We start from the raw sequence: 24,212 nt of genomic DNA on the forward strand, positions 1-24,212 counted from the left end.
AGAAGCGGTTATGGCGACCAGCGCGTGTAATGGAATGCAGATCAAGGTGACGAATTCAAACGTCACCTATACCGATGGAAGCGCGGCCCCGATTACGATCACGGCGGCGGGACCGGCGTCGGACGGCAGCGGCGGGACGCTGACCGATGCGGGCGGCAACAGCCCGCCAAAAGTGCCGATCGCCGTCGCCAACAATGGCAGCTATACGTTCACGGCATCGTCGTCCGAAGGTTCGGGCGGCTGGGCCAAGGGCACGCTCACCATCCAGTGCATGTATGCGCCGAACGGCACGACGCCGGGTACACCGCAAATCCTCACCGTCAGCTATTCCGGCCAGCCTAGCGCGTTTCCCAGTCATGCCAGCAATTGCACCGGCTCCGGTACGGATTCGGTCCAATCCGCGAATTTCACCGTGCAGGGCAGCGGATCACAAGGCCAGGGCAGCGCGTGCGGCGTGAGCTTTACGGTCATGAACGGCGGCTCCAGCGGTTCTGGCACATCGAGCTCGAGCACAACGGCCGCTGCATCTGCGGCAGGCAGCTGATTTCGTCGACGAAGACCCGGCGCCCCCTTGCGAGTCCGATCTCGAGCGATAACCACTGACCGGCCTGCAAGGGTGCGAGACCTCGTTATCGATGACGCGTGAGTTCGCGCGCGGCGATCTGGATTTCACGGCAACAGGAGAGTGAGACATGACCACGAGTGCGTGTGAAGGAATGCTCGTCAAAGTCACAAATTCCAACGTGACCTATACCGATGGAAGCCCTGCCGCGATTACAATCACCTCGGCAGGACCGTCGTCCAACGGACAGGGTGGTACACTCACCGATGCGGACGGCAACAGCCCGCCCCAAATGCCGATTTCGGTGGCGCAGAATGAAACTTATACATTCACCGCGGGCTCGGCCGAGGGCACCAACGGCAATGCCGGCGGCACCATCGTGATCCAGTGCATGTATGCGCCCAACGCGACGACATCGGGGACGCCGCAAACCTTGACGGTCAGCTACACCGGCACCTGCGCCATCGTCAATTCCAACAACTGCACCGGCGAAGGCACCGATTCTGCGACCTCGGCTAACTTCACCGTGCAAGGCAGTGCCACGCAGGGCAAGGGCAGCGATTGCGTCGTGACGTTCACGGCGATGAACGGTGGCACGAGCGGTTCAGGCAGTTCCACTTGATTTTGCCGATATCGATCGAGCAGCAGCCGTCGCTGCGGGTTTGGTAAGCCAGTTGTACGGGAGCGACATGTTCACGACGATCGACAACGTGCTCTCCGCGGACGAACTTGCGCGTCTGCGCATGCTCGCGAGGGCGGCTTTGTTCGAGGACGGCCGCGGCAGCGCAACCGGCCTCGCGCGCGAGCTCAAGCACAACGAGCAGATGCGCCCCGACGGCGAAGCCGCCGCCGAGGCAGAGCGGATCCTGACCGATGCGCTGCTCGGATGCGATGCCCTGCGCGGCTTCGCCATTCCGGCGGCGATGCAGCGCCCGCGCCTGAGCCGGTATGGAGTGGGAATGAGCTATGGCACCCACGTCGATTCCGCTTTCATGGGCGAGCCGACCGTCCGCAGCGACGTGTCGGTTACGCTGTTCCTGAGCGACCCGGACACCTATGATGGCGGCGAGCTGGCCATCGACGGTCCATGGGGGCGTTTCAACGTCAAGCTCAATGCCGGATCACTGGTGGCTTATCCGGCAACGACCCTGCATCAGGTCATTCCGGTGAGCCGCGGGGAACGGCTGGTGGCGCTCACCTGGATCACGAGCCGGGTGCGCAGTCACGACCAGCGTGAAATCCTGGTCGAGGTGGAGCGATTGCGCGGGCTGATCGAGGGAGGTGGCGAGATCGGAGCCACGAGTGCGGTGCTCGCCAAGATTCGCGAGAATCTCCACCGCATGTGGTTCGACCCCTGAGATCGGGCCACACTTGTCGTTCTCGTCGCTGTAAGCAGGGCCGTGCGCGTGCCATCCGTTGCCGCAAATATTCGATTTCTACTCACCTTGCCCTAGAGGATGGCGTGCGGAATGAACCGCGACAGGTTGCCGGTGATCGGAGCCTCGTCCTCGCGGATCGATAGTCCGCACGGTGTTCCGCCCACCAGCCAGCTTCCCAGCACCGGATACTGACCGGAAAAATTCGGCAGCGGCGCAAGCGCCTGGCGGATGTGGCCCTCGGCGCCATAGGGGCCCGGCTGCTCGTCCAGCGTTTCGCCGCCGCTGACGATGGTCACGTTGGCGCCCTCGCGGGAATACAGCGGCTTGCGCACATAGGAGCGCCCCAGTTCGGCGGCCGCGGGTTCGTCGTCGAAATACGCCGGCAGCAGGTTCGGGTGACGGGGAAACATCGCCCATAACAGCGGCAGGATACCCTTGTTGGACAGGATCATCTTCCAGGGCGGTTCGATCCACCGGGTCGAGGCGCCTTTCAGGCTGGCGCCGAAGTTCTCGCGCACCATCCATTCCCAGGGATAGAGCTTGAAGGCGAGTTCGATCGGCTTTTCGTCCAGATCGACAAAGCAGCCGTCGTCGCGATACCCGATCTGCTCGATGTCGATCTGGGTGGTGTCGAGCCCGGCCTGGCGGGCAACGTCCTCGAGATAGGCAATGGTGCCGGCGTCTTCCTCGTTGCCGAGCATGCCGGCCAGATGGACCGGGCGGCCCTGGGCGACCTCCTTCCATCGCGCGATCAACTGGTCGTGCAGCGAATTGTACTGGTCGGCGTCGCGCGGAATGATCTGGCGCTCGATCGCCTGCTCCAGCCAGGTCCACTGAAACACCGCCGCTTCGAACAGTGAGGTCGGGGTGTCGGCATTGTATTCCAGCAGTTTGGCCGGGCCATGGCCGTCGAAGCGCAGATCGATGCGGCCGTAAAGGCTGGCGTCGTTGCGTTTCCAGCTGGCGGCGATGTAGGTCCAGAAATTTTCCGGAATCTTCAGCAGCCGCAGCATGCGCTCGTCGTCGACCGCACGCGTCACAAGCTCGCGGCACATCCCGTCGATCTCGCCGGTTGGAGTCTCGATCTCGCGCTCGATCTGCTCCAGTGTCAGGGCGTAGTAGGCGCGTTCGTCCCAATAGCGTTCGCCATCGGGCGCATAGAACACGAAGCCGGTCGCGGTGGCGGTGGCTTGCCAGTCGTCACGTTCGGGACAGACGATGCGTTGCATGGAAGGGGCGTCAGCTCGCGGTGAGGTATTCGCGTGAGGCGGCTGGATCGTTGAAGGTGCGTGGCGAGGTGCCGAAGCCGCCTCGGGTCTTGCACGCCTTGCTGCGTGGTGCTGGGTCGAATGGCGGTGTGGACGACTTGGGATCGCAACTGCGGGCCAGCGCTTGCGCGGGAATGAGAGTTGCCGCGGCGATCGTGCCGATCGATTTGCCCATGACCATCAGGATAACCCGGCGCGAGCGCTTCATGTGGTTCATCCCCGGAAACCTGCGCGCAGTATTGATCCGGCCTCGCCGGAAGACAAGCCGGATGGAGGCCATGGTGCGCCTTATCCGCCGCCGGAAAAATGCGATGCGAAGGAGTGTGCGAACGAGCCGAAGCCGCCGCGGGAGACGTGAGACGATCCGGCGTCGCCGGACGCCGCGTGAGTCGAGTCGCTCTGCGTCGACGACGAATCGCTGCTGAAGAAGCTGCTTCGCGATCCCGACGACGATGATGAATGGGAGCCGCCGCCTGATGACGAGGACGATGATCTCTGGCCGCACTCGGCTGGACTGCCGTCCGGCCGCGTTATTCCCGGACGCTCCGGCGTGCAGGTCTCGCTCGGCATCAGCGAGTAGGCGGTGCCGCCGATCGCCGCGGTTCCCATCAGCAGCAGGGCGACATGACCGGAGCGCTTCATGACGGGGCCCTCAGGTGGTCATCGAGGCGGCGTTCAGCGCGCCGGCGGCGAGCGACGACAATCCCAGCCAGATCGCCGGCGCCAGTTCGCCGTCGGCGATACGGGTCGACAGGTTGGGCACCGGAATTTTCACAATGAAATAAACCGCGATCTGCACGATCAGCGCCACCGCACTCCAGATCAGGCAGTCGAACACGTTGGACGCGTGCGTCATGGCGCTGATCACCGGCAGGGTGAAGCCGAGCAGGCTGAGGCCCAGCGAGATGGCGGCGCCGGGCACGTTGTCGCGGATCAGCTGGAATTCGTCGTGCGGGGTGACGCGGGTGTAGACGAAGAGATAGGCGACCACGGCCACGATCGCCGTGCAGAAATAAACCAGGAACGCTGGCAGTCCGGCGAGCGATTGCAGAATCATCGGTGCAGCCCCCTTGATGGCTTTCTTGGCGTCGCGAAACGCGCAACCAGCCATTCATCGTCTGTCGGGGCAAGGGGCTTGTGGGTTCGATCAATCGGTGGAGGCGGCGCCGATATGGGCTGCGCGCGGTCGATTCCACGACTGTGCGCTCGATCCAAACAAAAACCCCGCCATTCACGGCGGGGTCCAGTCGGGAGGAGTGAGCCTTGAGAAACCCTCGCGGCTCGCCGTGAAAGCGTCAGGCCGGAATGCGGACGTCTTCCTCGTGCGGCTCGCGCAGCACATAGCCGCGGCCCCACACCGTTTCGATGAAGTTGCGGCCTTCGGAGGCGTTCGCGAGCTTCTTGCGCAGCTTGCAGATGAAGACGTCGATGATCTTCAGCTCCGGCTCGTCCATCCCGCCATAGAGATGGTTGAGGAACATTTCCTTGGTCAGGGTGGTACCCTTGCGGAGCGAAAGCAGCTCCAGCATCTGGTATTCCTTGCCCGTCAGGTGGACGCGCTGGCCGCCGACTTCGACCGTCTTGGTGTCGAGGTTGACCACGAGGTCGCCGGTCTGGATGACGGACTGGGCATGGCCCTTGGAACGGCGCACGATCGCATGGATGCGGGCGATCAGCTCGTCCTTGTGGAAAGGTTTGGTCATATAGTCGTCGGCGCCGACGCCGAGACCCTTGACCTTGTCCTCGATGCCGGCGAGGCCGGAGAGGATCAGGATCGGTGTCTTGATCTTGGACACACGCAGCTGCTTGAGAACGTCGTATCCGGACATGTCCGGCAGGTTCAAGTCGAGCAGGATAATGTCGTAATCATAAAGTTTTCCGAGATCCACACCCTCCTCGCCGAGGTCAGTGGTGTAGACATTGAAGCTCTCGGATTTGAGCATCAATTCGATCGACTGCGCGACGGCGCTGTCATCTTCTATCAGCAATACGCGCATGCCAGTCCCCTATAAACCGCCGCTCCGGGCGTCAGGTCGAGCCGCAAGTCGTGCGGCACTGGAAACGCCTTTGAACAACTGATTCGGACCCTGACCTGATATGGTTAACAAAACCTGATTCGTTGGCGCAAGCTCTATCGGTGCAAAATTCGCCGAATCGACCTAAGATACTGCGCTAAACCAGTTTTTTGTGCCCGCTCGTGTTCAAGTTCCACTTTAAGAATCGGGCCTAACCGATTCTCGCGACTCACCCTTCGTCCTGATGGGCGAGCGCGCTCAGTTACCAAAGACAGTGACGCAATGATTAACGATGCGGGTAAACACGAAGTTAAGGGCCACGCCTAGCAGTTCCAAAACTTAAGGTTTTCGCAATGAAAGCACTCGCGGAGCAGATCGGCGACATCGAGGGCGTCAATATTTATGGCCGTGTTGTGGGTGTGCGCGGCCTGATGGTCGAGATCGCCGGCCCGATCCATGCCATGTCGGTCGGCGCGCGCATTGTGGTGGAGACCGGCGCCGACCGCTTCATTCCCTGCGAGGTAATCGGCTTCAGCGGCAGCAACGCGGTGGTGATGCCGTTCGCGGGACTCGAAGGTGTGCGTCGCGGCTGCCGGGCGGTGATCGCGAACGCGGCCGGGCAGGTCCGGCCGTCGGCGGCCTGGCTCGGCCGCGTCATCAATGCGATGGGCGAGCCGATCGACGGCAAGGGGCCGCTGGCCCAGGGCGCCTCGCCGGTACCATATCGCAACGCACCACCGCCGGCGCATTCGCGCAAGCGGGTGGGGGCGCCGCTGGATCTTGGCGTGCGGGCGCTCAACACTTTTCTCACCTGCTGCCGCGGCCAGCGTCTCGGCATCTTTGCCGGCTCCGGTGTCGGCAAATCGGTGCTGCTGTCGATGCTGGCGCGCAACGTCGATGCGGATGTCTCCGTCATCGGCCTGGTCGGCGAACGCGGCCGCGAGGTGCAGGAATTCCTGCAGGACGATCTTGGCGAAGAGGGCCTGGCACGGTCGGTGGTGGTGGTGGCGACCTCGGACGAGCCGGCCTTGATGCGGCGGCAGGCGGCCTATCTGACGCTGGCTATCGCCGAGTATTTTCGCGATGAAGACAAGGATGTGCTGTGCCTGATGGATTCGGTGACGCGTTTCGCCATGGCGCAGCGCGAGATCGGCCTCTCCGCGGGCGAGCCGCCAACTGCCAAGGGTTACACGCCCACCGTCTTTACCGAACTGCCGAAGCTTCTGGAGCGCGCTGGTCCCGGCACTGCCGCCGGCACCATCACCGGCATTTTCACCGTGCTGGTGGATGGTGACGATCACAATGAGCCGGTCGCCGACGCGGTGCGCGGAATTCTCGACGGCCACATCGTGATGGAGCGCGCCATCGCCGAGCGTGGCCGCTATCCGGCGATCAACGTGCTGAAATCGGTATCGCGCACCATGCCAAAGTCAGCTGACCCGGCGTTCGTGCCGGTCATCAGCCGCGGCCGCCAGGTGATGGCAACCTATGCCGATATGGAGGAGTTGATCCGGCTTGGCGCCTACCGGGCCGGCTCCAGTCCTGAGGTCGACGAGGCCATCCGGCTGCACGGGCCGCTGGAAGACTTCCTGCGCCAGGCCAAGGACGAGGCCACAGGCATTCTGGAGGGCTACCAACGGCTTGAACAAATTGTCGGGACCTTGGAAACGGAACGCTAACTTTGTCGGGCCATGATCGCCGCTACTTTGGAGTAAATGCCGGCGGGGCCCTTTCGGGGGACCGGCATCGTCCCGCGTTTGCAGGGGGACTTCTGGGGAGTACGAGTCGATGAAGTCACGAGACACGCTGATCCGCCTGAAGAAATTTCAGGTTGACGAGAAGCGCCGACGGGTCGCCCAGATCGAGGGCATGATTGCTGATTTTCAGCGGATGTCGAACGATCTGGAGCGCGAGATCCAGCTGGAGCAGGAGCGCGCCGGCATCAACGACCCCACCCACTTCGCCTATCCGACCTACGCCAAGGCGGCGATCCAGCGGCGTGAAAACCTGACCCGGTCGGCGGACGAACTGCGGGTCCAGCTCGAGGACGCCAAGGCGGCGCTGGGCGAGGCGTTCGAGGAACTGAAGAAGGTTGAACTGCTCGATGAGCGCGACCAGGCCCGCGAACGTGCCGAGGAAAATGCCCGCGAGCAGGCCGATATGGACAGCATCGGATTGATGCGGGCGCGGCTCGGGGCGCTGGCCTGACCGGCCACGACTGCCGATATCGGCTGATGTTTTGGAACCCGGGCCCGGGCAGGCCCGGGTTTTCGTTTTTCCCGGGACTGTTGCCGACGGGCTGGCTATCCCTGCTTCAAGATGTGATACGAAAGTCGGTGCTTCGCTGGGCAGAGGACAATAGCCGTGGGTTTCCGGTGGGTTGTGGGGACATCGCATGCTGACGCCGGCTGAACTGGTCTGGCTGCTGGCCGCTGTCGCCAAGGGCGATGAGGCTGCTTTTGAGCGCCTGTATGGCGCGACCAGGGCGAAACTCTTCGGTGTCGTGCTGCGTATCTTGCGGCGACAGGATCTCGCGGAAGAGGTCGTCCAGGAAGCTTATGTCAAAATATGGAATGGCGCCGGCCAGTTTAATCCGGGTCTCGCTTCTCCTATCACCTGGATGGTGTCGATCGCTCGCAACCGTGCGATCGATATCCTGCGCAAGCGCAGCGAGGCCTCGATCGAGGATGAGCCGTCCGCGATGGATGTGGCGTCGGATACGCCTGATCCGCTGGAGCGGCGCGAGATGACCGAGGAGTTGAAGCGGCTTCTGGGCTGCGTCGGCCGGCTCGAGCCGGACCGGCAGAAGCTTGTGCTGCTGGCCTATTACAACGGCTGGAGTCGTGAACAGTTGGCGCAACGGTTCGATGCGCCGGTGAATACGGTGAAGACTTGGCTTCGCCGGAGCATGCTCGAAATCAGGGAGTGCCTCGGGCTCGCCTAGCGGGTCTGCATGATCGAATGAGCTACAGCGAAGACCATATCGTCCTTGCGGCGGAATACGTGCTCGGCACCCTCAATGCCGAAGAGCGCGCGCAGGTCGACACCATGATGTCCGTCGATCCGGACTATCGCGTGCTGGTCGAAAGCTGGCAGCACCGGCTCGGCGAGTTGAACGCCATGGTCGGTTCAGTCGAACCGCCGGCGGAGCTGTGGGAAAAGATCAGGTCGGCCGTGGGGCTGTCGTCGCTGCAATTGCCGCTGGTGCTGCCGGAGCTTCCGCCGCCACCGCCGCCGGCCCCCGTCGTTGTCGCACCGGATGCCGAGGCCGAGAGCGCGAAGATCATCGCGTTCTCCGGACGCGCCAAACGCTGGCGCAACCTCGCCACTGCGGCCGCGGCGCTGGCGGCGTCGCTGTTCGCGCTGGTGGTGCTTCAGGTGGCGCGGCCCGACTGGCTGCCGAACGCGTTGCGTGGCAAGCCGCGCATCGAGACCGTGCAGGTCCAGGTGCCTGCGCCGTTGCCGGCGCAATTCGTCGCGGTGCTTCAGAAGGGGAGCGACGCACCCGCCTTCATTCTGACGGTGGATGTGGCGACCAAGGCGTTCACGGTGCGCAAGGTGAGCGCCGAGGGCGAGCAGGGCAAGAGTTATGAGTTGTGGATCGTCTCGGACAAGCTGCAGACCCCGCGCTCACTCGGCTTGATCGGCGCTGCCAACTTCACTACACGCCCGGCGCTTGCGGCTTACGACGCCGACACCATCAACCAGGCGACTTATGCCGTGACTGTCGAGCCCGAAGGCGGCTCGCCGACAAGCCTGCCGACCGGTCCCGTCGTGTTCAGCGGCAAGCTGGTCGAGACGGTACCAACGGCGCCATCGACGCGTTGATCCCGGATAGCCGACGTCAAAACGAAGACAGCAATCCAAAACGAAGAAAGCGCCCGTGGGGAGCGGGCGCTTTCCAATTTGTCACTTGGGGAAGTGACGGGGTCGTCATGGGGTAGTCACTTGGGGTAGTGGGTAGTCTACATATCCACGGGGCGACTTTGGGGGGCTGGTAAAGAGCCTCGTGAATTCCTGAAATCCGAAATCCTGTTAGCGAAACCAAATCTCGTTAGCGAACCACGGAACCATTGCTGGTCAGGACGACCGGCTTGCCGGCCTTCATGACGCGCGCGGTTTGGGTACCGCCATCATCAGCGCCGAGCCGAGCTGTGATGCCCACTCCTGCGACCAAGATGGCGGCGACCAGCGCGACAACAACAACTTTCAAGTGGGTCGAACGATCCGCACTGTAAATTGAGTGGTTGTTCACGGTAGCCTCCTGCCGTCCCGTCTCCTGCTTCAAGACGTTGGTCGCGTCGTTGGCTTGCAGGGTTCAACGTTACGTGCAGTGAGAACGTGGTGATCCGGCTTCCGGTTCCAAATAGCTGATCACAAAGCGGTGATAAGACTTGAACGGCCGCGAGGCCGGTTTCTTTATTCGAGAAATATATGAATTATATCAGCTATTTATATGGATCCGACGGTTTTCAGCCGGGCGCGGGGATGAATCTCCGCCTGCGACAAAACGGTTGTCTGTGACCGAAAACGCTCAACCAAAGAGCGGACGAACGGGCGGACCGCAGCAGATGTTACCAGCACCGGAGCCTCGCCTTCACGCGCCGCCTGCTCAAACCGTTCCCGGACCGCGGTCATGAATTCCGACAGCCGGGATGGCTGCATCGCGAGGCTGCGGTCTTCGCCGGTTCCGATCAGCGATTCGGCAAACGCCTGCTCCCATTTCGCCGACATCGCGATCAGCGGCATGTAGCCGTTGATGGAGGTATTTTGCGCGCAGATCTGGCGGGCGAGCCGGGCGCGGACGTGCTCCACCACCGTCGCCGGATTGCGCGAGAACGCCAGCGCGTCGGCGATGCCTTCGAGGATGGTCGACAGGTCGCGGATCGAGATGCGCTCGGCGAGCAACAGCTGCAGCACGCGCTGGATGCCGGAAATGCTGATCTGTCCCGGCGCGATGTCCTTGAGCAGTTCGCCCTGTTCCTTCGGCAATTCCTTCAGCAGCTTCTGCACTTCGCCGTAGGACAAAAGATCCGACATGTTGTTCTTCAACAGTTCGGTGAGATGGGTCGACAGCACGGTGGCGGCATCGACCACCGTGTAGCCCTTCAGCGACGCTTCTTCCTTCAGCGACGCGTCGACCCAGGTGGCGGGCAGGCCGAAGGTCGGCTCGGTGGTGTGGGCGCCGGGCAGCGCGACCTGGGCGCCGGCGGGATCCATGACCATGTAGTTGCTGGGCCAGATCCGGCCGGTGCCGGCGTCCACTTCCTTGATCTTGATGATGTAGGTGTTGGCCTCGAGCTGGACGTTGTCGAGGATGCGCACCGCCGGCATCACAAAACCCATTTCGATAGCCAGCGACTTGCGCAGCGCCTTGATCTGTTCGGTGAGCCGGTCGGTGCCGTCGGGGCCATTCACCAGCGGCAGCAGCGCGTAGCCCAGCTCGATCTTGAGATCGTCGATCTTCAGCGCCGCCGAGATCGGCTCTTCCGCGGCGGCTGCAGCAGCGGCTGCTGCGGCCGGTGCGGCAGCGGCCTGGGCTTCCGCGACGGCTGCCTTGTTGTTCTTCTTGCGGGCGACCAGCGCCAGCGCGGCGGCGCCGCCGCCGAGCAGCAGGAAGGGGAGCGAGGGGATTCCCGGCAGCGCGGCCAACAGGAGCATCACGGCCGCCGACATGCCGAGCGCCTGCGGATAGCCGGAAAACTGCTTCATCAGCGCCTTGTCGGCGGCGCCGCTGACACCCGCCTTGGAGACCAGCAGGCCGGCTGCGGTCGACACGATCAACGCCGGCACCTGGGTGACCAGGCCGTCGCCGACGGTCAGCAGGGTGTAGGAGCGGGCGGCCTCCGCGAACGGCAGGCCCTGCTGGGCGATGCCGATGATCATGCCGCCGATGATGTTGATGAACACGACAAGCAGGCCGGCGACAGCGTCGCCGCGCACGAATTTGGAGGCGCCGTCCATGGCTCCGAAGAAGCCGCTTTCGTCCTCCAGTGCCTTGCGCCGCTCGCGCGCGGTCTTCTCATCGATCAGGCCGGCGGACAGGTCGGCGTCGATCGCCATCTGCTTGCCGGGCATGGCGTCGAGGTGGAAGCGGGCGGCGACTTCGGCGATGCGGCCCGAACCCTTGGTGATGACCACGAAGTTCACGATCACCAGGATGACGAACACGATGATGCCGATGACGAAATTGCCGCTCATCACGAAGTTGCCGAACGCCTCGATGACGTGGCCGGCGGCGGCGGTGCCTTCGTGCCCGTGGCTGAGGATCAGCCTCGTCGAGGCGAGATTGAGCGACAACCGCAGCATGGTGGAAATCAGCAGCACGGTCGGGAATGCGGAGAACTCGATCGGCGACTGGATGAACAGCGCCGTCATCAGGATCAGGATCGAGAGCGTGATCGACACCGCCAGAAACAGGTCGAGCACAAGGGCCGGCAGCGGCATGATCAGCACCACCAGGATGGTGAGGATGCCGATCGCCAGTGCGATGTCGCCGCGCCGCAGGATGCGGCCGATATCTGCAAATGAGGGAATTCCGGATCCGGACGCCGCCGCGCCGTCGCCCGCAGTCACATCAACCATTTCAGCCGCTTCCCCACGCCCGTGACGTTCGCGGCCGCCAAGCGTCCGCGCGGCGGCCGGAGGGCCGCCAACCGAGAAGTGATTCACCGCACTGGCGTCCACGGGAGCCCCCCGTCTTGCAGGCCGACGACACTCACTTGCACTGGGCAAAATTTGCCCGGTTTATGGTTAGCAAACGGTTAACGCCGGGCCCGCGCGGGAGCTCCTCCGGTCGACGGACAGCATATTTATGCTTGCATGGGGGCATTCGGAGAATGACTTGACCGCGAGACCCCTGGCGCCCAATCTATGGGCACCGGGTTTAATCGATTCAATGTCTCAATCATCCAGTTTTGTCCCTGACTCGCGCCAGGCGTGGGTCCGGCTTGGGCTTGCCCTGATCATCGGCTCGCTCGGCAGCGTCGGCATGTGGTCCGTGGTCGTCGCCCTGCCGGTGGTGCAGGCCGACTTCGGCGTCAGCCGCGGCGCGGCCTCGCTTGCCTATACCTGCACCATGCTCGGTTTCGGCGCCGGTGGCGTCCTGATGGGATGGCTGACCGATCGCCTGGGCATCGTCGCCGCCATCGGCCTTGGCACCGTGGCGCTGGGGTTCGGCTATCTCGGGGCGGGCCTTGCGGGGGCGCTGTGGCAGTACAACGCCATGCATCTGGCGATCGGGCTCGGCGGCGCTGCGACATTCGGGCCGCTGATGGCGGAGTCCTCGCACTGGTTCGAGCGGCATCGCGGTTTCGCCATGACCATCGCTGCCAGCGGCAACTATGTCGCCGGCACGGTCTGGCCACCGGTCGTGGAGCGGGGCATGGCGTACGCGGGCTGGCGCGCCACCCATATCGGCGTGGCTGTTGTCTGCACCGTGGGGATGATCATTGTTCTCGCCGTGCTGCGCGCGAAAATCGGCGGTGAGACCAGGCGCACCCACGAGAATGCATCGCCGCCGCGGCTCGATTTACGGCTCAGCACCAACACACTCACCGTGATCCTGTCGATCGCGTCGATATCCTGCTGCGTGGCGATGGCCATGCCCCAGGTCCATATCGTCGCGTATTGCGGCGACCTCGGTTATGGCGTGGCGCGTGGCGCCGAGATGCTGTCACTGATGCTGGCGTTCGGCATCGTCAGCCGGATCGGCTCCGGCTGGCTGGCCGACCGGATTGGCGGCCTGCGCACGCTCTTGATCGGGTCGGTCGCGCAGGGCGCGGCACTGCTGTTCTATCTGTTCTTCGACTCGCTGTCCTCGCTCTACATCATCTCGGCGATGTTCGGCCTGTTCCAGGGCGGCATCGTGCCGAGTTACGCCATCATCGTGCGCGAGGCGATGCCGGCGCGTGAAGCCGCCACCCGTGTCGGCATGGTGATCTTCGCCTCGGTGTTCGGCATGTCGTTCGGCGGCTGGGTGTCCGGCGTGATCTTCGATACCACCGGCTCCTACGCGGCCGCGTTTAGCAACGGTGTGGCCTGGAATGCGCTGAACGTCGCGATCTGCGTCGGGCTTATGCTGCGCGCCCGCAGTCGGATGGCGCTGGCCTGACGCGCTGATCGCACTCGATTATTGATCCCATCTACACCTGCTGGATGTGGCTGACGTACTGGTCCTCGTCGCCCGGAAAAATCAGTGGGAACGGCGCCACGGTGTCAAACAAGGCATGGATCGGAACATGGCCGTGGCTGTAGGGCACCACCGAATGCAGCCGCGACAGATAGACATCGATCCAGAACTCGACCGACTGGCGTGTGTCGACCAGCGCGCTGAGGCCGAACGAGGTGTGCCCGGCCGCGCCTCCGGTCACGGCGAGCGCAAGCCGGCCGTGGTTGGGGACCTCGTAGACATGGTGGCGCGGATGGCTCTGCAGCCAGCGCTCCCAGAATCCGTTGTTCGCATTCGGGGTGCCGGGCGTGAGCTGGGCATAGGAATCGCGGATGTCCGGCGCGCCGAGCCGGGTGGCGCCGAAGAAGGCCTTGATGGTCTGCATCACGTCCGGCCGGATGCCGGTGTTGCAGGCGCGCAGCTCGACGCGCGCCAGGTTTTTTGCCTTCACCTGGGCCACGAGCGCCCGCAGGTCATGGGCGCGGGTGGCGCCAGTGCCTTGCGGGTGGGGGATGAGCAGCGTCTGCGCCAGATCGGTGTCCGACAGCGTGGTGTCGTCAATCGCGGCCATGATGCGGTGGTCGCCGTGGACGCCATGGCTGTGGTGGCTGAACAGCGGGACAGACAACCCGATCTCGGTGCCATGGCTGACGATCAGGACGTTCGAGCGCGCCGGCACGCGGTCGCGGATCTCGATCAGGATCGCCTCGAGGCTGATCGGCCGCATCGCGCGGACCTGGTCGACCTGGAGTTCCGCCCCGCCCGGCAGCAGCTCAAACGGGAATAGCTGGTAAAACGGCGCGGCCGCTGGATGCGCCGCGGCGTCGATCAATGCCACTGTGGTCATGGGATTTGCTCACTGAAATCGACTCATGGACATGGGTTCGCTGAAATGCGTTTTTTTTGAAATGACCTCAGCCGACCCGCGCTATCCGCGAGCCGCGCCTGCAATGTTGGTTTGTGTCGGCAAGCTGCCATTCGGATCAAACAAAAGGCCGAAACCGCCTGCGTCGTATTGCACCATGGCGACATCAGCACAGTCTGACGGGCGACTGCGGCCGGCCGCAGCGACGCCTCGAAAAAGCCAATGCTCTGTTTTGAATACGATTTCCCGTGGCCGGATCGATTGCGGCCCGGCACGCTTCATTGTATGGGGATGACCGCACCGTTGGCGCCACCTCCGTGGTCCCCGGCGGGCCTGTAGCTCAATGGTTAGAGCCGGCCGCTCATAACGGTCTGGTTGCAGGTTCGAGTCCTGCCGGGCCCACCAAGGTGCGATCCTTCGATGTGATCATTTGTGCCGCTGCCTTCATATGGTCCGGGTGGTGATGCCGGTACGTATCGAGCAAAACCTTCACCGACATTCCCAGGTAACCGGCAGCATGCCATGGATCGGCGCCGCGCTGCATCAGCCAAGTTGCCACTGTGGGCAAGATGACCCCCGCAAGCTATTGGGGAGCGCGCAGGATTTTCCTGCCAAAGTCAGTACGTCAGCTAAGAGAAGTCTTCCGCCTTGATGGATTTGATTTTGCGGCAACGATGGAATTTTTAGTCGATGCCCTCTTGCGGTTGAGCTGTATTAGATGTCAAATTCAATTCACAGTGAGTAACTAAAATTCGTCGTCTGCTGATTTATTTTTTTTTAATTTGAAATCACGTTTTCGAGTTTAGGCCCCTAGTACCCACTTTTGATCAAACGTGATTCAGAATCGGTGGGCACGTACAGTGTTTGCTCGTGTCACTTGGCTATGATTCCGGGTACTAGGGCGTTTCCGCACGATGAGCGCTTCGACCGATATTCTGTCGGACGACGCTATGCTGCTTAGAGAATTTTGCAGGTCAGATCGTTTTTCGAGGTGGCCTCGCGCGAGAGGCAAGAAATTCGTTTGACCGATATTTATCTGCGTTGGCCGCTCTTCGAGACCATTGCCGCCATCCGCTATTGAATTTAGCCGGATCGATGCGAAGGAAGCAGACACCGCAGTGCGCAGAGCAACCTGATCCGATCATAGTTGGGGGCAACACGTGGCGAGAAATGACGAGAGTTCCCGAAGGCTTCACCCGCGTCTGAAATGCCTGCAAAACGGCGCTGCACCCGTCAACCTGCTCCGATCCGATATTAGCTCGACGGTCGCATCATTTCCCGGCGTTCAGATTGCGCTCGGCCTGCCGTCGACGCTTGATCTCTCCAAACTGCGCGAGAGCCTGCCAATGAGCCCGAGCGAGGAGCGACCGCGAAAGTTCAGCACCATGCCTCGGAGCACAACGTCGACGAGAATTTCTGTAAGAGGATATCAGGAGATCATTATATCTTCTGCGGCAACGGATCGAGCGGCAATCCGGAACCGTCTGTGATCCAGATGATTTATGACTCGCGGCTGGGACCTAAGAAAGTACGCGCCCTCGCTCCTGAAGCTGACGGGCGACCGTTCAAGTTCTGGTTCAGTACAACGTCCGATGCACAAGTGGAGGAAAGTAAGGAGAGCGAGGTTTTCGCCGCAGTTGAGGAACTGGTCGCAGATCTGGAGGCCAAGTCCGGAGGTCTTATGTCGTCGTCATTCAATAAATCGATAAGTACGACGCTCGAGGTCTAGATTAGCGCCAATATCGGTGTTCGATTAGCAAAAGAATTGCGGACACTCAATTTTGCGCTGTCACCATAAAGGGTTGTTGAGCCCAATTAAGAGCGAGTCGATTCCAATGAATCGAGAATCCATTTCCAAGAAAGAAGACTCGATCTCCGCGAGTTTCCAACGAAATGTGAGTCGGTCTAACCTAAGAAAGCTTTTTGCGATGAGAATCAGAGACGTTGATCGCCTTTATCACAGCGATTGGTGTGCGCGGCGCATCGGCTATGAACTCGGCGAAATCATTACGCAGGCTGCGGTGCGCGCCTCTTAAGTGGAATACCAACACAAGTTCGCCGCTGCTGACGGCATGTCGGAAAGCTTTCTTCGGCCCTGGTGCCATAAGGAGAGTGCGATGGCGACTGGATCGCAGGATAATCTTGACCACCTCATCAAGGAACTCGAGCGAGAAACGCGGGAGGAAGAGCTACGGCAACTTAAGGCGAATGCGAAGGTCCGTTGGATTACTCCAACAGTCATGGCTGCCTTACTCCCTCTCCTCGCAGGCTTCGGTATATGGGTTTTAGGGGAGATCAAGCAGTACAGCGAGGGCTACCGGGCTCTTAAGGATAAAGCAGGACTCGAACGCGACAAAGAAGCTTTGCTAAAGCAGAAAGACAGCCTCAACATCGAAATCGGAACGCTGCTGAAGCTCAAAGAGCACTATGCTGAGCAGGCTGGGCGGCTTGGCCAGGAGGTTGAGGCAAAGCAGGAGATTATGGACAAGACATATCTCCGTGCGGTGTTTCTGGGCTCGGAATTCGAGTACGCGCTTGGTCACATCAAAGGGCTAGAGCCGGGCCCTGATCGAAAGGCGCTAGACGCGATCAAAGTGGACATAATGACTTTGCCAAAAGAGTCCGCGGCCCGGCTAGCGAAGCTACTCCAGCGCTACGATTTGATGGGGACTATCATCAATGCATCCCGCGGATCGGCCGATTTATTTCAACAGGCAGTGAGGCTCATTCCTGCCTCGGGCTGGGCCACGCGCCTGAGGCCTATGCCTTCCGGCTCCATCCTTCCAGGGCGCAATGTCATGTTCAGCGATGGTCCGGATGGACGGCGCTATTACGACATCACGGAAGGGCGCTTCCTTACGAAAGATGAAGCAAAAGAGGCGCAATAGCGAACGTTGTCATTCGTTTTCGCCTGTTCGATGTATTCGAAGACATTTGCCTGGCCTTGCTCATTGGTCCGACAGGTTTCCCAATGAAACGTAGAGTGTGCTGGACTGCTTTGTCTCGGCATGGACATGCACGATTGCGAAACTGGAGTTCTCGGTCGGTGAGAGCGCATTCAACCGTCATTCCACCGGATACCGAAGGTCGGCAGGTTTAATGGGGAATTACGGTGCACACTCAATTCTTGCGCGATCATGATCTGGCACGCGGTTCGGGGGCGCATTTTCTGGATTAGTGCGCCGTAACCCGCGTAACCCGTAACCATCACCGTAACTCCGCCATCGATCCAGCCGCCGGTCGCGCCGGACTCCCTGGGCTCGGCAACGAAGAATTTCGGCGAGAAAACGCAGTCGCCATTCCAGGTCTTCGCCTGTACGATCCCCGCCTGTATGATCCTCTTGCGATCCCCGGTGGTCCAATTCAAAAGCCAGACCGCCGATGGTGTTTCGAAATCAATTGATCCCGGCATGACAGGAGTTTGATCCCGTGACTGACGACCATCGCACAACCGACATGTCGACCTCGCCCGGTTCGTACGGCCTCGTCATCGACAGCACGCGACAGTTGATCGCGCAATGCGCGAAGGCGCTGGAAGGGGGAACTCTCGGGGACGTGCAGAGCGAGTATGTCGGGGAATTCGTGGGCGTCTTGGCGAACTGGTTCGACACGCTGGAGAGCGCGGCATCGGACATGGCCTAGCCTCTCGGCGTCGAAGCCGCCTTGACGTCATCCCTCGTCATGCGTGCAGCGCCTCTGCGCACCATCGCGCCGTTCGTTGCATCAGCGCGACTGGCTGCCTGCTATTTCCATTGCCGCGCCAGCGCGGCTCAGCGTCGGGTCGAATGGATTGAGTTTCGCGCCGATCTGCCGCGCCTCGCTCATGAGGATCTCGGCAATCACCGCGTTGCGCTCCGGCGTCATCCGGTCCGTCGTGCTGCCAACGCTCAGGGCTGCGACGGCGCGTCCGTCGGGGGTTACGATCGGAACGCCCAGGCCCGCCATGCCCGGAATTAATCCTTGCGCGCCGTCGCAAAAGCCTTTCGCGCGCACCCGCGCCATCTCGGCACGCAGGAATGCTTCGTCGAGGCCGGCGAAGTCGCGCATGCGTGGGAGATTGTAGCGAATAACCTCGTCCTGCTCGCCGGGGGGCAAGTGCGCAAGAATAGCCATCGCGCCCTGACCGATTCCGAGCATGACACTGCCGCCGATATCGCCCGTGAAGGAGCGGATCGGCAGCGGGCCTGCGGTCCGGTCGATGCAGACCGCATCGAAACCGCTGCGAACCAGCAGGAAAATGGTCTCGCCGAGAGACCCCGTCAGCCGCAGCAGGGCAGGCCGGCAAAGCTCGCGCAGGTTCATGGGATTGCCGGCCCGCGCAGCCAGCATGAACAGATCAAGACCAAGCCGATAAACCTTGGCGCCCGCATCACGTTCGACCATTCCCTCGACGATCAAACTTGCCAGGATGCGGTGCGTCGTCGGCCGTGGAAGCCCGGCGGCGTCCGCGATGTCCTTCAAACGCAGGCCGCGTCCGTCTGCTGTCGCGAGGAGACGCAGCAGAGCGATGGTGCGATGAATGCCTCCACTCGGGTCGCTCATTATTCCGAACATATGAATGATTGCGCGATTTAGTCCATAAGAATTCCGATCAGTGAAACTTCAGGGAAAAATTTGTCGGATTTTGGAATGCTTCTTGCATCTCGCATGGCGATCCCTGAGCTTTGCGGAGCCGGGAAGCGATCGAAATGGGGACATCGAGTATGTCGCGTTGGCGCGTAGGTGTGGATTCCGGCGGGACGTTCACCGACATCTGCCTGTTCGAGGAGAATGAAGGGCGCGTCGAGGTCTGGAAAGTGTCTTCCACACCGGACGATCCTTCGCGCGGCATTGCGCAGGGTGTCGAGGAAGGCATGCGCCGGGTAGCACCAGAGGCCGGCGATCAGCCGGCATCGCCGGTCAGCTATTTCGGTCACGGCACTACGGTCGCGACCAACGCGCTGATCCAGCACAAGGGTGTGCCCACCGGCCTGATCACCACCGACGGGTTTCGCGATCTCCTGGAGATCGGCCGGCAGAAGCGGCCCGACCTCTACGACATTTTCGCCGACAAGCCGCCGACCCTGGTCGAGCGCAGTCTGCGCCTCGAAGTCACTGAGCGCCTGCGTCACACCGGCGAGGTGGAGACTGCGCTCGACGAAGAGGCGGTTCGCGCCGCGGCGCGCAAGCTGCGCGCGGCCGGTGTCAGCGCAATTGCGATCTCGTTTCTCTACAGTTTCATCCGCCCCGAGCATGAGCGTCGCGCCAAGGAGATCGTGCAGCAGGAATATCCCGAAGCCTTCATCTGCACGAGCCACGAGATCGCGCCGGAATTCCGCGAATTCGAACGGCTCTCGACCGCGGTGGTGAACGCCTATCTCGGTCCGGTGATGAAGCGCTACATCGACCGTCTCGCCCCGCGACTCGCCGGGCTCGGCATGTCGGTCACGCCGCATCTCACGCAATCGAACGGCGGCGTCATCGGCTTCGAGACTGCGGCCGACAAGCCGGTGCGCACGGTGCTGTCCGGACCGTCGACCGGCGTGGTCGGCGCGCAGGCGATCGGCCGGGCCGCGGGCTTGCCCGACCTCATCACCTTCGACATGGGCGGGACCTCGACCGACGTTGCGCTGCTCAAGGGCGGCGAGGCGCGGCTCGCCTCGGAGGCGATCGTGCACGGCCATCCGATCAAGGCGCCGATGCTCGATATCCATACCGTCGGCGCCGGTGGCGGCTCGATCGCCTATGTCGACAATGGCGGGCTTTTGAAGGTGGGGCCACGCAGCGCAGGTGCGGATCCCGGTCCGGTCTGTTACGGCAAGGGCAATGTCGAGCCTGCCGTAACCGACGCCAATATTGTGCTGCAAACCCTGAACCCGCGCTATCTACTAGGCGGCCGCATGCCGGTGCGTCACGACCTTGCGAAGGATGCCATCGGAAAGCTCGCGGAGCAGCTTGGCCTTGGGCTGATGGAGACGGCGCAAGGCATCATCTCGGTCGTCACCGCCAATATGGCCAAGGCCATCCGCGTCATCTCGGTGCAGCGCGGGCATGATCCACGCGACTATACGCTGATGGCGTTCGGCGGCGCGGGCCCTCTGCACGCCGCACGTCTCGCCAAGGAGCTCGATATCAAGCGTATTCTGGTGCCGCGCAATCCCGGTATCCTGTGCGCCATGGGGCTTCTGCTGACGGACCTGCGCGCCGACTTCGCCGCGACGCGGCTGTTGCCGCTCGACAGCGCCGTGCTCGGCGAGATCGATGCTGCGTTCGCGACGCTGGGTGAGCAGGCGGACGCCTGGTTTGCCCGCGAGGAGATCGCCGCCGACGATCGCCGCCTGCTGCGTACGGTCGACATGCGCTACGCGGGACAGAACTACGAACTCGCAATTCCGCTCCCCGACGGCCCGATCACATCCAGGACGCTGGACCTCCTCGCCCAGGGGTTTGCCGATGCGCATCAGCGCATGTACGGCTTCCTCGCCGACAACGAGCCGGTGCAACTGGTCACCTTCCGTCTCGAGGCGACCGGCCTCGTCAGCAAGGCGACGCTGGCGGCGCACCCGTCCGCCGGCGCGGATGCGAGCGGCGCGATCCGCGAAAGCCGCGATGTCTGGTTCACCGAAAGCGGCGACTTCGTCACCTGCCCGGTCTATGCGCGCGAAGACCTGAAATCCGGCAACCGCTTCTCGGGGCCGGCCATCGTCGAGCAAATGGATGCGACCACGGTGGTCCTGCCCGGCATGACTGCGCGGGTCGATCCTTACCTCAACCTGATCCTGGAGGTTGCATGAACGTCGCACTCGCGGCTCAACAGTCCGTCGCGCTCGACCCGATCACCGTCGAGGTCATCGGCGCGGCGTTGTCCTCGATCGTGGAGGAAACCGGTGAGGCGCTGATCCGCGCCTCCTACTCGACCAACATCAAGGAGCGGCGCGACTGCTCGACCGCACTGTTCAATGTCGAGGGCCAGACGCTTTGCCAGGCCGAGCACATCCCGATCCATCTCGGCAGCTTCATCGGCATCGTACCGCAGATTCTGCAGCAGCACGCGGTCGAAACCATGCGTCCCGGCGATGTCTTCATCGGCAACGATGCCTATGCGGGCGGCGGCACGCATCTGCCTGATATCGTGCTGGCCGAGCCGATCTTCGTCGACGGCCGCATTGTCGCCTGGACGGTCAATCTTGCGCATCATTCGGATTTCGCCGACCGCGGTCACGCCCATATCTATCAGGAAGGCCTGCGCATCCCGACCATCCGGCTCTACAGGGCCGGCGAACTGCAGAAGGACGTGCTCGACCTGATCCTGCTGAACTGCCAGGTGCCGCGCGAACGGCTGTCGGACTTGCGGGCGCAAATGGCCGCGAACCGTGTCGGTGTGCAGCGCTTCCAGGCGCTGTGCGCGAAGTATGGCACCGCGGTGGTGCTCGCCGCCGGCGAGGCATTGCTCGATTACGCGGAACGCAAGATGCGCGCCGGCATTGCCGCGATGCCGGATGGCACCTACCATTTCGAGGATGTGTTCGACAATCCGGAGATCGACGGCGTGCTGCCGATCGCCGTGACCATCACGATTGCCGGCGACGAGATGCGGCTGCACTTTGTCAGCCCGCCGCAGGTGCGCGCCGGGATCAACATGACGTATACGGCGCTGCTTGCCACCGCCTACTACATGGTCAAGTCGGTGGTCGATCCGACCATCCTGCCGAATGCCGGCCTGGCCCGGCCGCTGACGATCACCGCACCGGACGGCACGATTCTCAATTGCAGGCATCCCGCCGCGGTGAACGGCCGCGTGCAAACCTGCCAGCGCACCGCGGACGTCATTCTCGGTGCGCTGGCACAGGCGGTTCCCGCGCGCGTGTCGGCCTGCACCAACAGCTCGTGCTGTGTCGCCACCTTCAGCGGCGAGATGCCGAAAGACGGCACCATCTGGGTCTATGTCGAGACCATGGGGGGCGGCGCCGGTGCGCGGCCCGGCAAGGACGGCCTCGATGGCGTGCACGTGCATGTCACCAACACCTCGAACCTGCCGGTGGAGGCGCTCGAGCTCGAATATCCGCTCACGCTCATGCGTTATGAACTGGTCGATGGCTCCGGCGGCGCCGGCACGTATCGCGGCGGCATGGGGCTGCGGCGCGTCTATCGCGCCGAAGCGGACTGCCGGGTCCGGGTCGATGTCTCGCGCTTGCGCTCGCAATCCTGGGGCCTGCTCGGCGGATTGCCGGGGGCGCATGGGCGCATGGTTCCGGGGCCGGGCGTCACGTTCAAGCGCGACGCCGCCGAATTGAAAGCTGGCGACTGGTTCGAGGTGATCACGCCGGGCGCGGGAGGCTACGGCCCGCCGGCCGGGCGTGATCGCGCAGCCATCGCCCGCGATCTTGCCGAGAGCGTCATCGACACTGCCGCGGCCCGTGACATCTATGGTTTCAACCCGTGAGGATCGCGCCATGTCCCTGACCGTCTCCCGTCGCGCCGTCCTTGCCGGTGCCGCCGCCCTGCCGTTGCTGCGTGTGCCGGGCGCGCGTGCCGCCTCTCCGGGGACGCTCACATTCGGCCTGTCGAGCTACCCGCCCAGCGTGCTGCCCTGGGCCAATACCGGCACCGCGGCCGCCACCGTGAAGCTGATGATCTATCGCGGCCTCACCGGCTTTGCGCCCGATGGCAGTCTGCGCGCCGAACTCGCCGAGAGCTGGGCGCCGGAGGGAACCGCAGCCTGGGTGTTCAAGCTGCGCGACGCCATGTTCCAGAACGGCGAGAAGGTCACGAGCGCCGACGTGAAATGGACGATCGAACAGGTCGTCGGCGAGAAATCCACCGCCTATCTGCGTTCCCAAATGCAGGCCATCGAAAAAGTCGAGACACCCGACGACAAGACCGTGCGCTTCGTGATGAAAGAGCCCGCGGCGACGTTGCCGCTGCTGTTTGCCAACTTCCACATGCCGATGATCTGGCGCGGTTCCGACGCAAAGTCGCCGGTCGGCGCAGGCCCGTTCGTGATCAAGGCTCAGGAGCGCGGGGTTTCGATCGATCTCGAGGCGTCGGACAAATATTACAAGCCCGGCCTTCCCAGGCTGAAAGCGATCCGCGCGATAGCCTATGCGGACGAGAACCTGCGCGTCGCGGCCTTGCAGGCGGGCGACGTCGATCTCATCGAGTATGTCCCGTGGCAGTCGATGGAGGCGATCAGCGGGGATTCCAGGCTCGCGCTCGACGCAGTCGACGGGCCGTACATGTATCTTGTCTTCAATGCCGGCAAACCGCCGTTCAACGACGCGCGCGTGCGCAAGGCGGTGGCGCACGCGGTCAAGCGCGACGAGGTCGTAAAGGCCGCGTTCTTCGGCCGTGGCTCGGGCCTCGCGCATTTGCCGATCCCGAAGGCCAGCGAGTTCTTCAATCCCGCCTACGAAAACGCCTGGCAATTCGATGCCGTGCTGGCCAGGAAGCTGCTGGTCGACGCGGGCCATCCCAACGGATTCACCTGTTCGTTCCTGTCGACCGCGCAATACGGCATGCACAAGGATTCCGCCGAAATCGTTCAACAGAACCTCGCCGCCATCGGCATCAAGGCGGAACTCAACCTGCCCGACTGGGCCACGCGCGTCACCATCGGCAACAAGGGCCAGTATGACCTGGCGATGATGGGCGACGCGGCCGACAGCAACGATCCTGACGGCATCGCCAAGGCCATCGACGGCTCGCTGTCGTCCTCCTATACGCGTTCGTTCGGGCTGAAGAGCGACAAGATCTCCGCGCTCATCAAGGCCGGACGTGCCGAATTCGATCTGGCGAAGCGCAAGGCGATCTACCAGGAGCTGGAAGCCCTGGTGATCGAGGAGGCGCCGATCGTCGGCCTTGCCTGGCGCAGCCAGGGATATGCCATGCAGAAACGCGTGACCGGCTTCAAGAACCTTCCGGGCGCGCTCACCTTCTACGCGGGAACCACCTTCGAAGACGCAGCGGTCGGGTGA

23 protein-coding genes, 1 tRNA gene and 2 pseudogenes are annotated in these 24,212 nt (G+C 62.7%); 14 read left to right on the forward strand and 12 right to left on the reverse strand.

From position 1 onward, the window contains the following. Positions 1 to 10: 10 nt before the first annotated feature. The 3 genes from RS897_RS17335 to RS897_RS17345 all read left to right on the forward strand — a co-directional run bounded on the left by RS897_RS17335 (position 11) and on the right by RS897_RS17345 (position 1,920). On the forward strand, positions 11 to 544 hold the full coding sequence (locus tag RS897_RS17335; protein ID WP_315837737.1) for a hypothetical protein: 534 nt from the start codon (positions 11 to 13) through the stop codon (positions 542 to 544). Positions 545 to 692: 148 nt separating this feature from the next. Further along, positions 693 to 1,184: a hypothetical protein gene (locus RS897_RS17340; protein ID WP_315837738.1), complete on the forward strand. Its 492-nt coding sequence runs from the start codon at positions 693 to 695 to the stop codon at positions 1,182 to 1,184. A gap of 67 nt (positions 1,185 to 1,251) precedes the next feature. Then, complete coding sequence (locus tag RS897_RS17345) at positions 1,252 to 1,920, forward strand: Fe2+-dependent dioxygenase (protein ID WP_315837739.1); 669 nt, start codon at positions 1,252 to 1,254, stop codon at positions 1,918 to 1,920. Positions 1,921 to 2,012: 92 nt separating this feature from the next. On the opposite strand, the gene RS897_RS17350 is transcribed toward RS897_RS17345, so the two are convergent. The 5 genes from RS897_RS17350 to ctrA all read right to left on the reverse strand — a co-directional run bounded on the left by RS897_RS17350 (position 2,013) and on the right by ctrA (position 5,206). Then, a complete protein-coding gene (locus RS897_RS17350; protein WP_315837740.1) occupies positions 2,013 to 3,170 on the reverse strand; it encodes a glutathionylspermidine synthase family protein in 1,158 nt (385 codons plus the stop codon). 10 nt (positions 3,171 to 3,180) lie between these two features. Then, on the reverse strand, positions 3,181 to 3,417 hold the full coding sequence (locus tag RS897_RS17355) for a hypothetical protein (RefSeq protein ID WP_315837741.1): 237 nt from the start codon (positions 3,415 to 3,417) through the stop codon (positions 3,181 to 3,183). An 80-nt stretch (positions 3,418 to 3,497) separates the two neighbouring features. Next, on the reverse strand, positions 3,498 to 3,851 hold the full coding sequence (locus RS897_RS17360; RefSeq protein WP_315837742.1) for a hypothetical protein: 354 nt from the start codon (positions 3,849 to 3,851) through the stop codon (positions 3,498 to 3,500). A gap of 10 nt (positions 3,852 to 3,861) precedes the next feature. Beyond that, positions 3,862 to 4,266 (reverse strand): DUF350 domain-containing protein, encoded by a 405-nt coding sequence (locus RS897_RS17365; protein ID WP_315837743.1) that lies wholly within the window; start codon positions 4,264 to 4,266, stop codon positions 3,862 to 3,864. A gap of 238 nt (positions 4,267 to 4,504) precedes the next feature. After that, complete coding sequence (gene ctrA / locus RS897_RS17370; RefSeq protein WP_315837744.1) at positions 4,505 to 5,206, reverse strand: response regulator transcription factor CtrA; 702 nt, start codon at positions 5,204 to 5,206, stop codon at positions 4,505 to 4,507. Positions 5,207 to 5,577: 371 nt separating this feature from the next. Between ctrA and fliI the strand changes: the two genes are divergently transcribed. From fliI to RS897_RS17390, 4 genes are all read left to right on the forward strand, one after another. Further along, positions 5,578 to 6,903, forward strand: coding sequence for a flagellar protein export ATPase FliI (gene fliI, locus RS897_RS17375; protein WP_315837745.1), 1,326 nt, complete (start codon positions 5,578 to 5,580; stop codon positions 6,901 to 6,903). A 109-nt stretch (positions 6,904 to 7,012) separates the two neighbouring features. Then, positions 7,013 to 7,432, forward strand: a complete 420-nt coding sequence (fliJ, locus tag RS897_RS17380) for a flagellar export protein FliJ (protein ID WP_315837746.1) — start codon at positions 7,013 to 7,015, stop codon at positions 7,430 to 7,432. Positions 7,433 to 7,619: 187 nt separating this feature from the next. Further along, on the forward strand, positions 7,620 to 8,168 hold the full coding sequence (locus RS897_RS17385) for a sigma-70 family RNA polymerase sigma factor (protein WP_315837747.1): 549 nt from the start codon (positions 7,620 to 7,622) through the stop codon (positions 8,166 to 8,168). 17 nt (positions 8,169 to 8,185) lie between these two features. Next, entirely contained in the window at positions 8,186 to 9,052 is an 867-nt protein-coding gene (locus RS897_RS17390; protein WP_315837748.1) for an anti-sigma factor, read from the forward strand. 226 nt (positions 9,053 to 9,278) lie between these two features. On the opposite strand, the gene RS897_RS17395 is transcribed toward RS897_RS17390, so the two are convergent. Further along, a complete protein-coding gene (locus RS897_RS17395) occupies positions 9,279 to 9,479 on the reverse strand; it encodes a hypothetical protein (protein ID WP_315837749.1) in 201 nt (66 codons plus the stop codon). A gap of 197 nt (positions 9,480 to 9,676) precedes the next feature. Next, complete coding sequence (gene flhA, locus RS897_RS17400) at positions 9,677 to 11,809, reverse strand: flagellar biosynthesis protein FlhA (RefSeq protein WP_315837750.1); 2,133 nt, start codon at positions 11,807 to 11,809, stop codon at positions 9,677 to 9,679. A 313-nt stretch (positions 11,810 to 12,122) separates the two neighbouring features. On the opposite strand from flhA, the gene RS897_RS17405 reads away from it, so the two are divergent. Then, positions 12,123 to 13,337: an MFS transporter gene (locus tag RS897_RS17405; RefSeq protein WP_315837751.1), complete on the forward strand. Its 1,215-nt coding sequence runs from the start codon at positions 12,123 to 12,125 to the stop codon at positions 13,335 to 13,337. A gap of 31 nt (positions 13,338 to 13,368) precedes the next feature. Here the strand turns inward: RS897_RS17405 and RS897_RS17410 are convergent, their stop codons facing one another. Further along, complete coding sequence (locus tag RS897_RS17410; protein ID WP_315837752.1) at positions 13,369 to 14,241, reverse strand: hypothetical protein; 873 nt, start codon at positions 14,239 to 14,241, stop codon at positions 13,369 to 13,371. 347 nt (positions 14,242 to 14,588) lie between these two features. On the opposite strand from RS897_RS17410, the gene RS897_RS17415 reads away from it, so the two are divergent. Next, a tRNA-Ile gene (locus tag RS897_RS17415) sits at positions 14,589 to 14,664 on the forward strand. Here RS897_RS17415 and RS897_RS17420 read toward each other — a convergent pair. Beyond that, positions 14,621 to 14,821 (reverse strand): annotated as a pseudogene (locus RS897_RS17420) (site-specific integrase); the annotation flags it as partial. The gene RS897_RS17415 and the pseudogene RS897_RS17420 overlap by 44 nt on opposite strands. 1,555 nt (positions 14,822 to 16,376) lie before the next feature. Here RS897_RS17420 and RS897_RS17425 point away from each other — a divergent pair. Further along, complete coding sequence (locus RS897_RS17425; protein WP_315837753.1) at positions 16,377 to 17,147, forward strand: hypothetical protein; 771 nt, start codon at positions 16,377 to 16,379, stop codon at positions 17,145 to 17,147. Between the two features lie 170 nt (positions 17,148 to 17,317). Here RS897_RS17425 and RS897_RS17430 read toward each other — a convergent pair whose 3' ends face one another. Further along, complete coding sequence (locus tag RS897_RS17430; protein ID WP_315837754.1) at positions 17,318 to 17,671, reverse strand: hypothetical protein; 354 nt, start codon at positions 17,669 to 17,671, stop codon at positions 17,318 to 17,320. A gap of 17 nt (positions 17,672 to 17,688) precedes the next feature. Between RS897_RS17430 and RS897_RS17435 the strand changes: the two genes are divergently transcribed. Then, positions 17,689 to 17,901 (forward strand): hypothetical protein, encoded by a 213-nt coding sequence (locus RS897_RS17435; RefSeq protein ID WP_315837755.1) that lies wholly within the window; start codon positions 17,689 to 17,691, stop codon positions 17,899 to 17,901. 81 nt (positions 17,902 to 17,982) lie between these two features. Here the strand turns inward: RS897_RS17435 and RS897_RS17440 are convergent, their stop codons facing one another. Together RS897_RS17440 and RS897_RS17445 are read right to left on the reverse strand one after the other, a co-directional pair. After that, entirely contained in the window at positions 17,983 to 18,588 is a 606-nt protein-coding gene (locus RS897_RS17440; protein WP_315838669.1) for an IclR family transcriptional regulator, read from the reverse strand. 51 nt (positions 18,589 to 18,639) lie between these two features. Then, positions 18,640 to 18,813, reverse strand: a pseudogene (locus tag RS897_RS17445) (helix-turn-helix domain-containing protein); the annotation flags it as partial. 149 nt (positions 18,814 to 18,962) lie between these two features. Between RS897_RS17445 and RS897_RS17450 the strand changes: the two are divergent. The 3 genes from RS897_RS17450 to RS897_RS17460 are packed head-to-tail and all read left to right on the forward strand — an operon-like array spanning position 18,963 to position 24,212. Next, positions 18,963 to 21,032 carry a hydantoinase/oxoprolinase family protein gene (locus RS897_RS17450; RefSeq protein WP_315837756.1) on the forward strand — a complete coding sequence of 690 codons (2,070 nt, stop codon included), beginning with the start codon at positions 18,963 to 18,965 and terminating at the stop codon, positions 21,030 to 21,032. Beyond that, on the forward strand, positions 21,029 to 22,681 hold the full coding sequence (locus RS897_RS17455; protein WP_315837757.1) for a hydantoinase B/oxoprolinase family protein: 1,653 nt from the start codon (positions 21,029 to 21,031) through the stop codon (positions 22,679 to 22,681). Before RS897_RS17450 ends, RS897_RS17455 begins: the two co-directional genes overlap by 4 nt. 10 nt (positions 22,682 to 22,691) lie before the next feature. Next, a complete protein-coding gene (locus RS897_RS17460) occupies positions 22,692 to 24,212 on the forward strand; it encodes an ABC transporter substrate-binding protein (protein ID WP_315837758.1) in 1,521 nt (506 codons plus the stop codon).

Source organism: Bradyrhizobium prioriisuperbiae, assembly GCF_032397745.1.
GTDB classification, from domain to species: domain Bacteria; phylum Pseudomonadota; class Alphaproteobacteria; order Rhizobiales; family Xanthobacteraceae; genus Bradyrhizobium_A; species Bradyrhizobium_A prioriisuperbiae.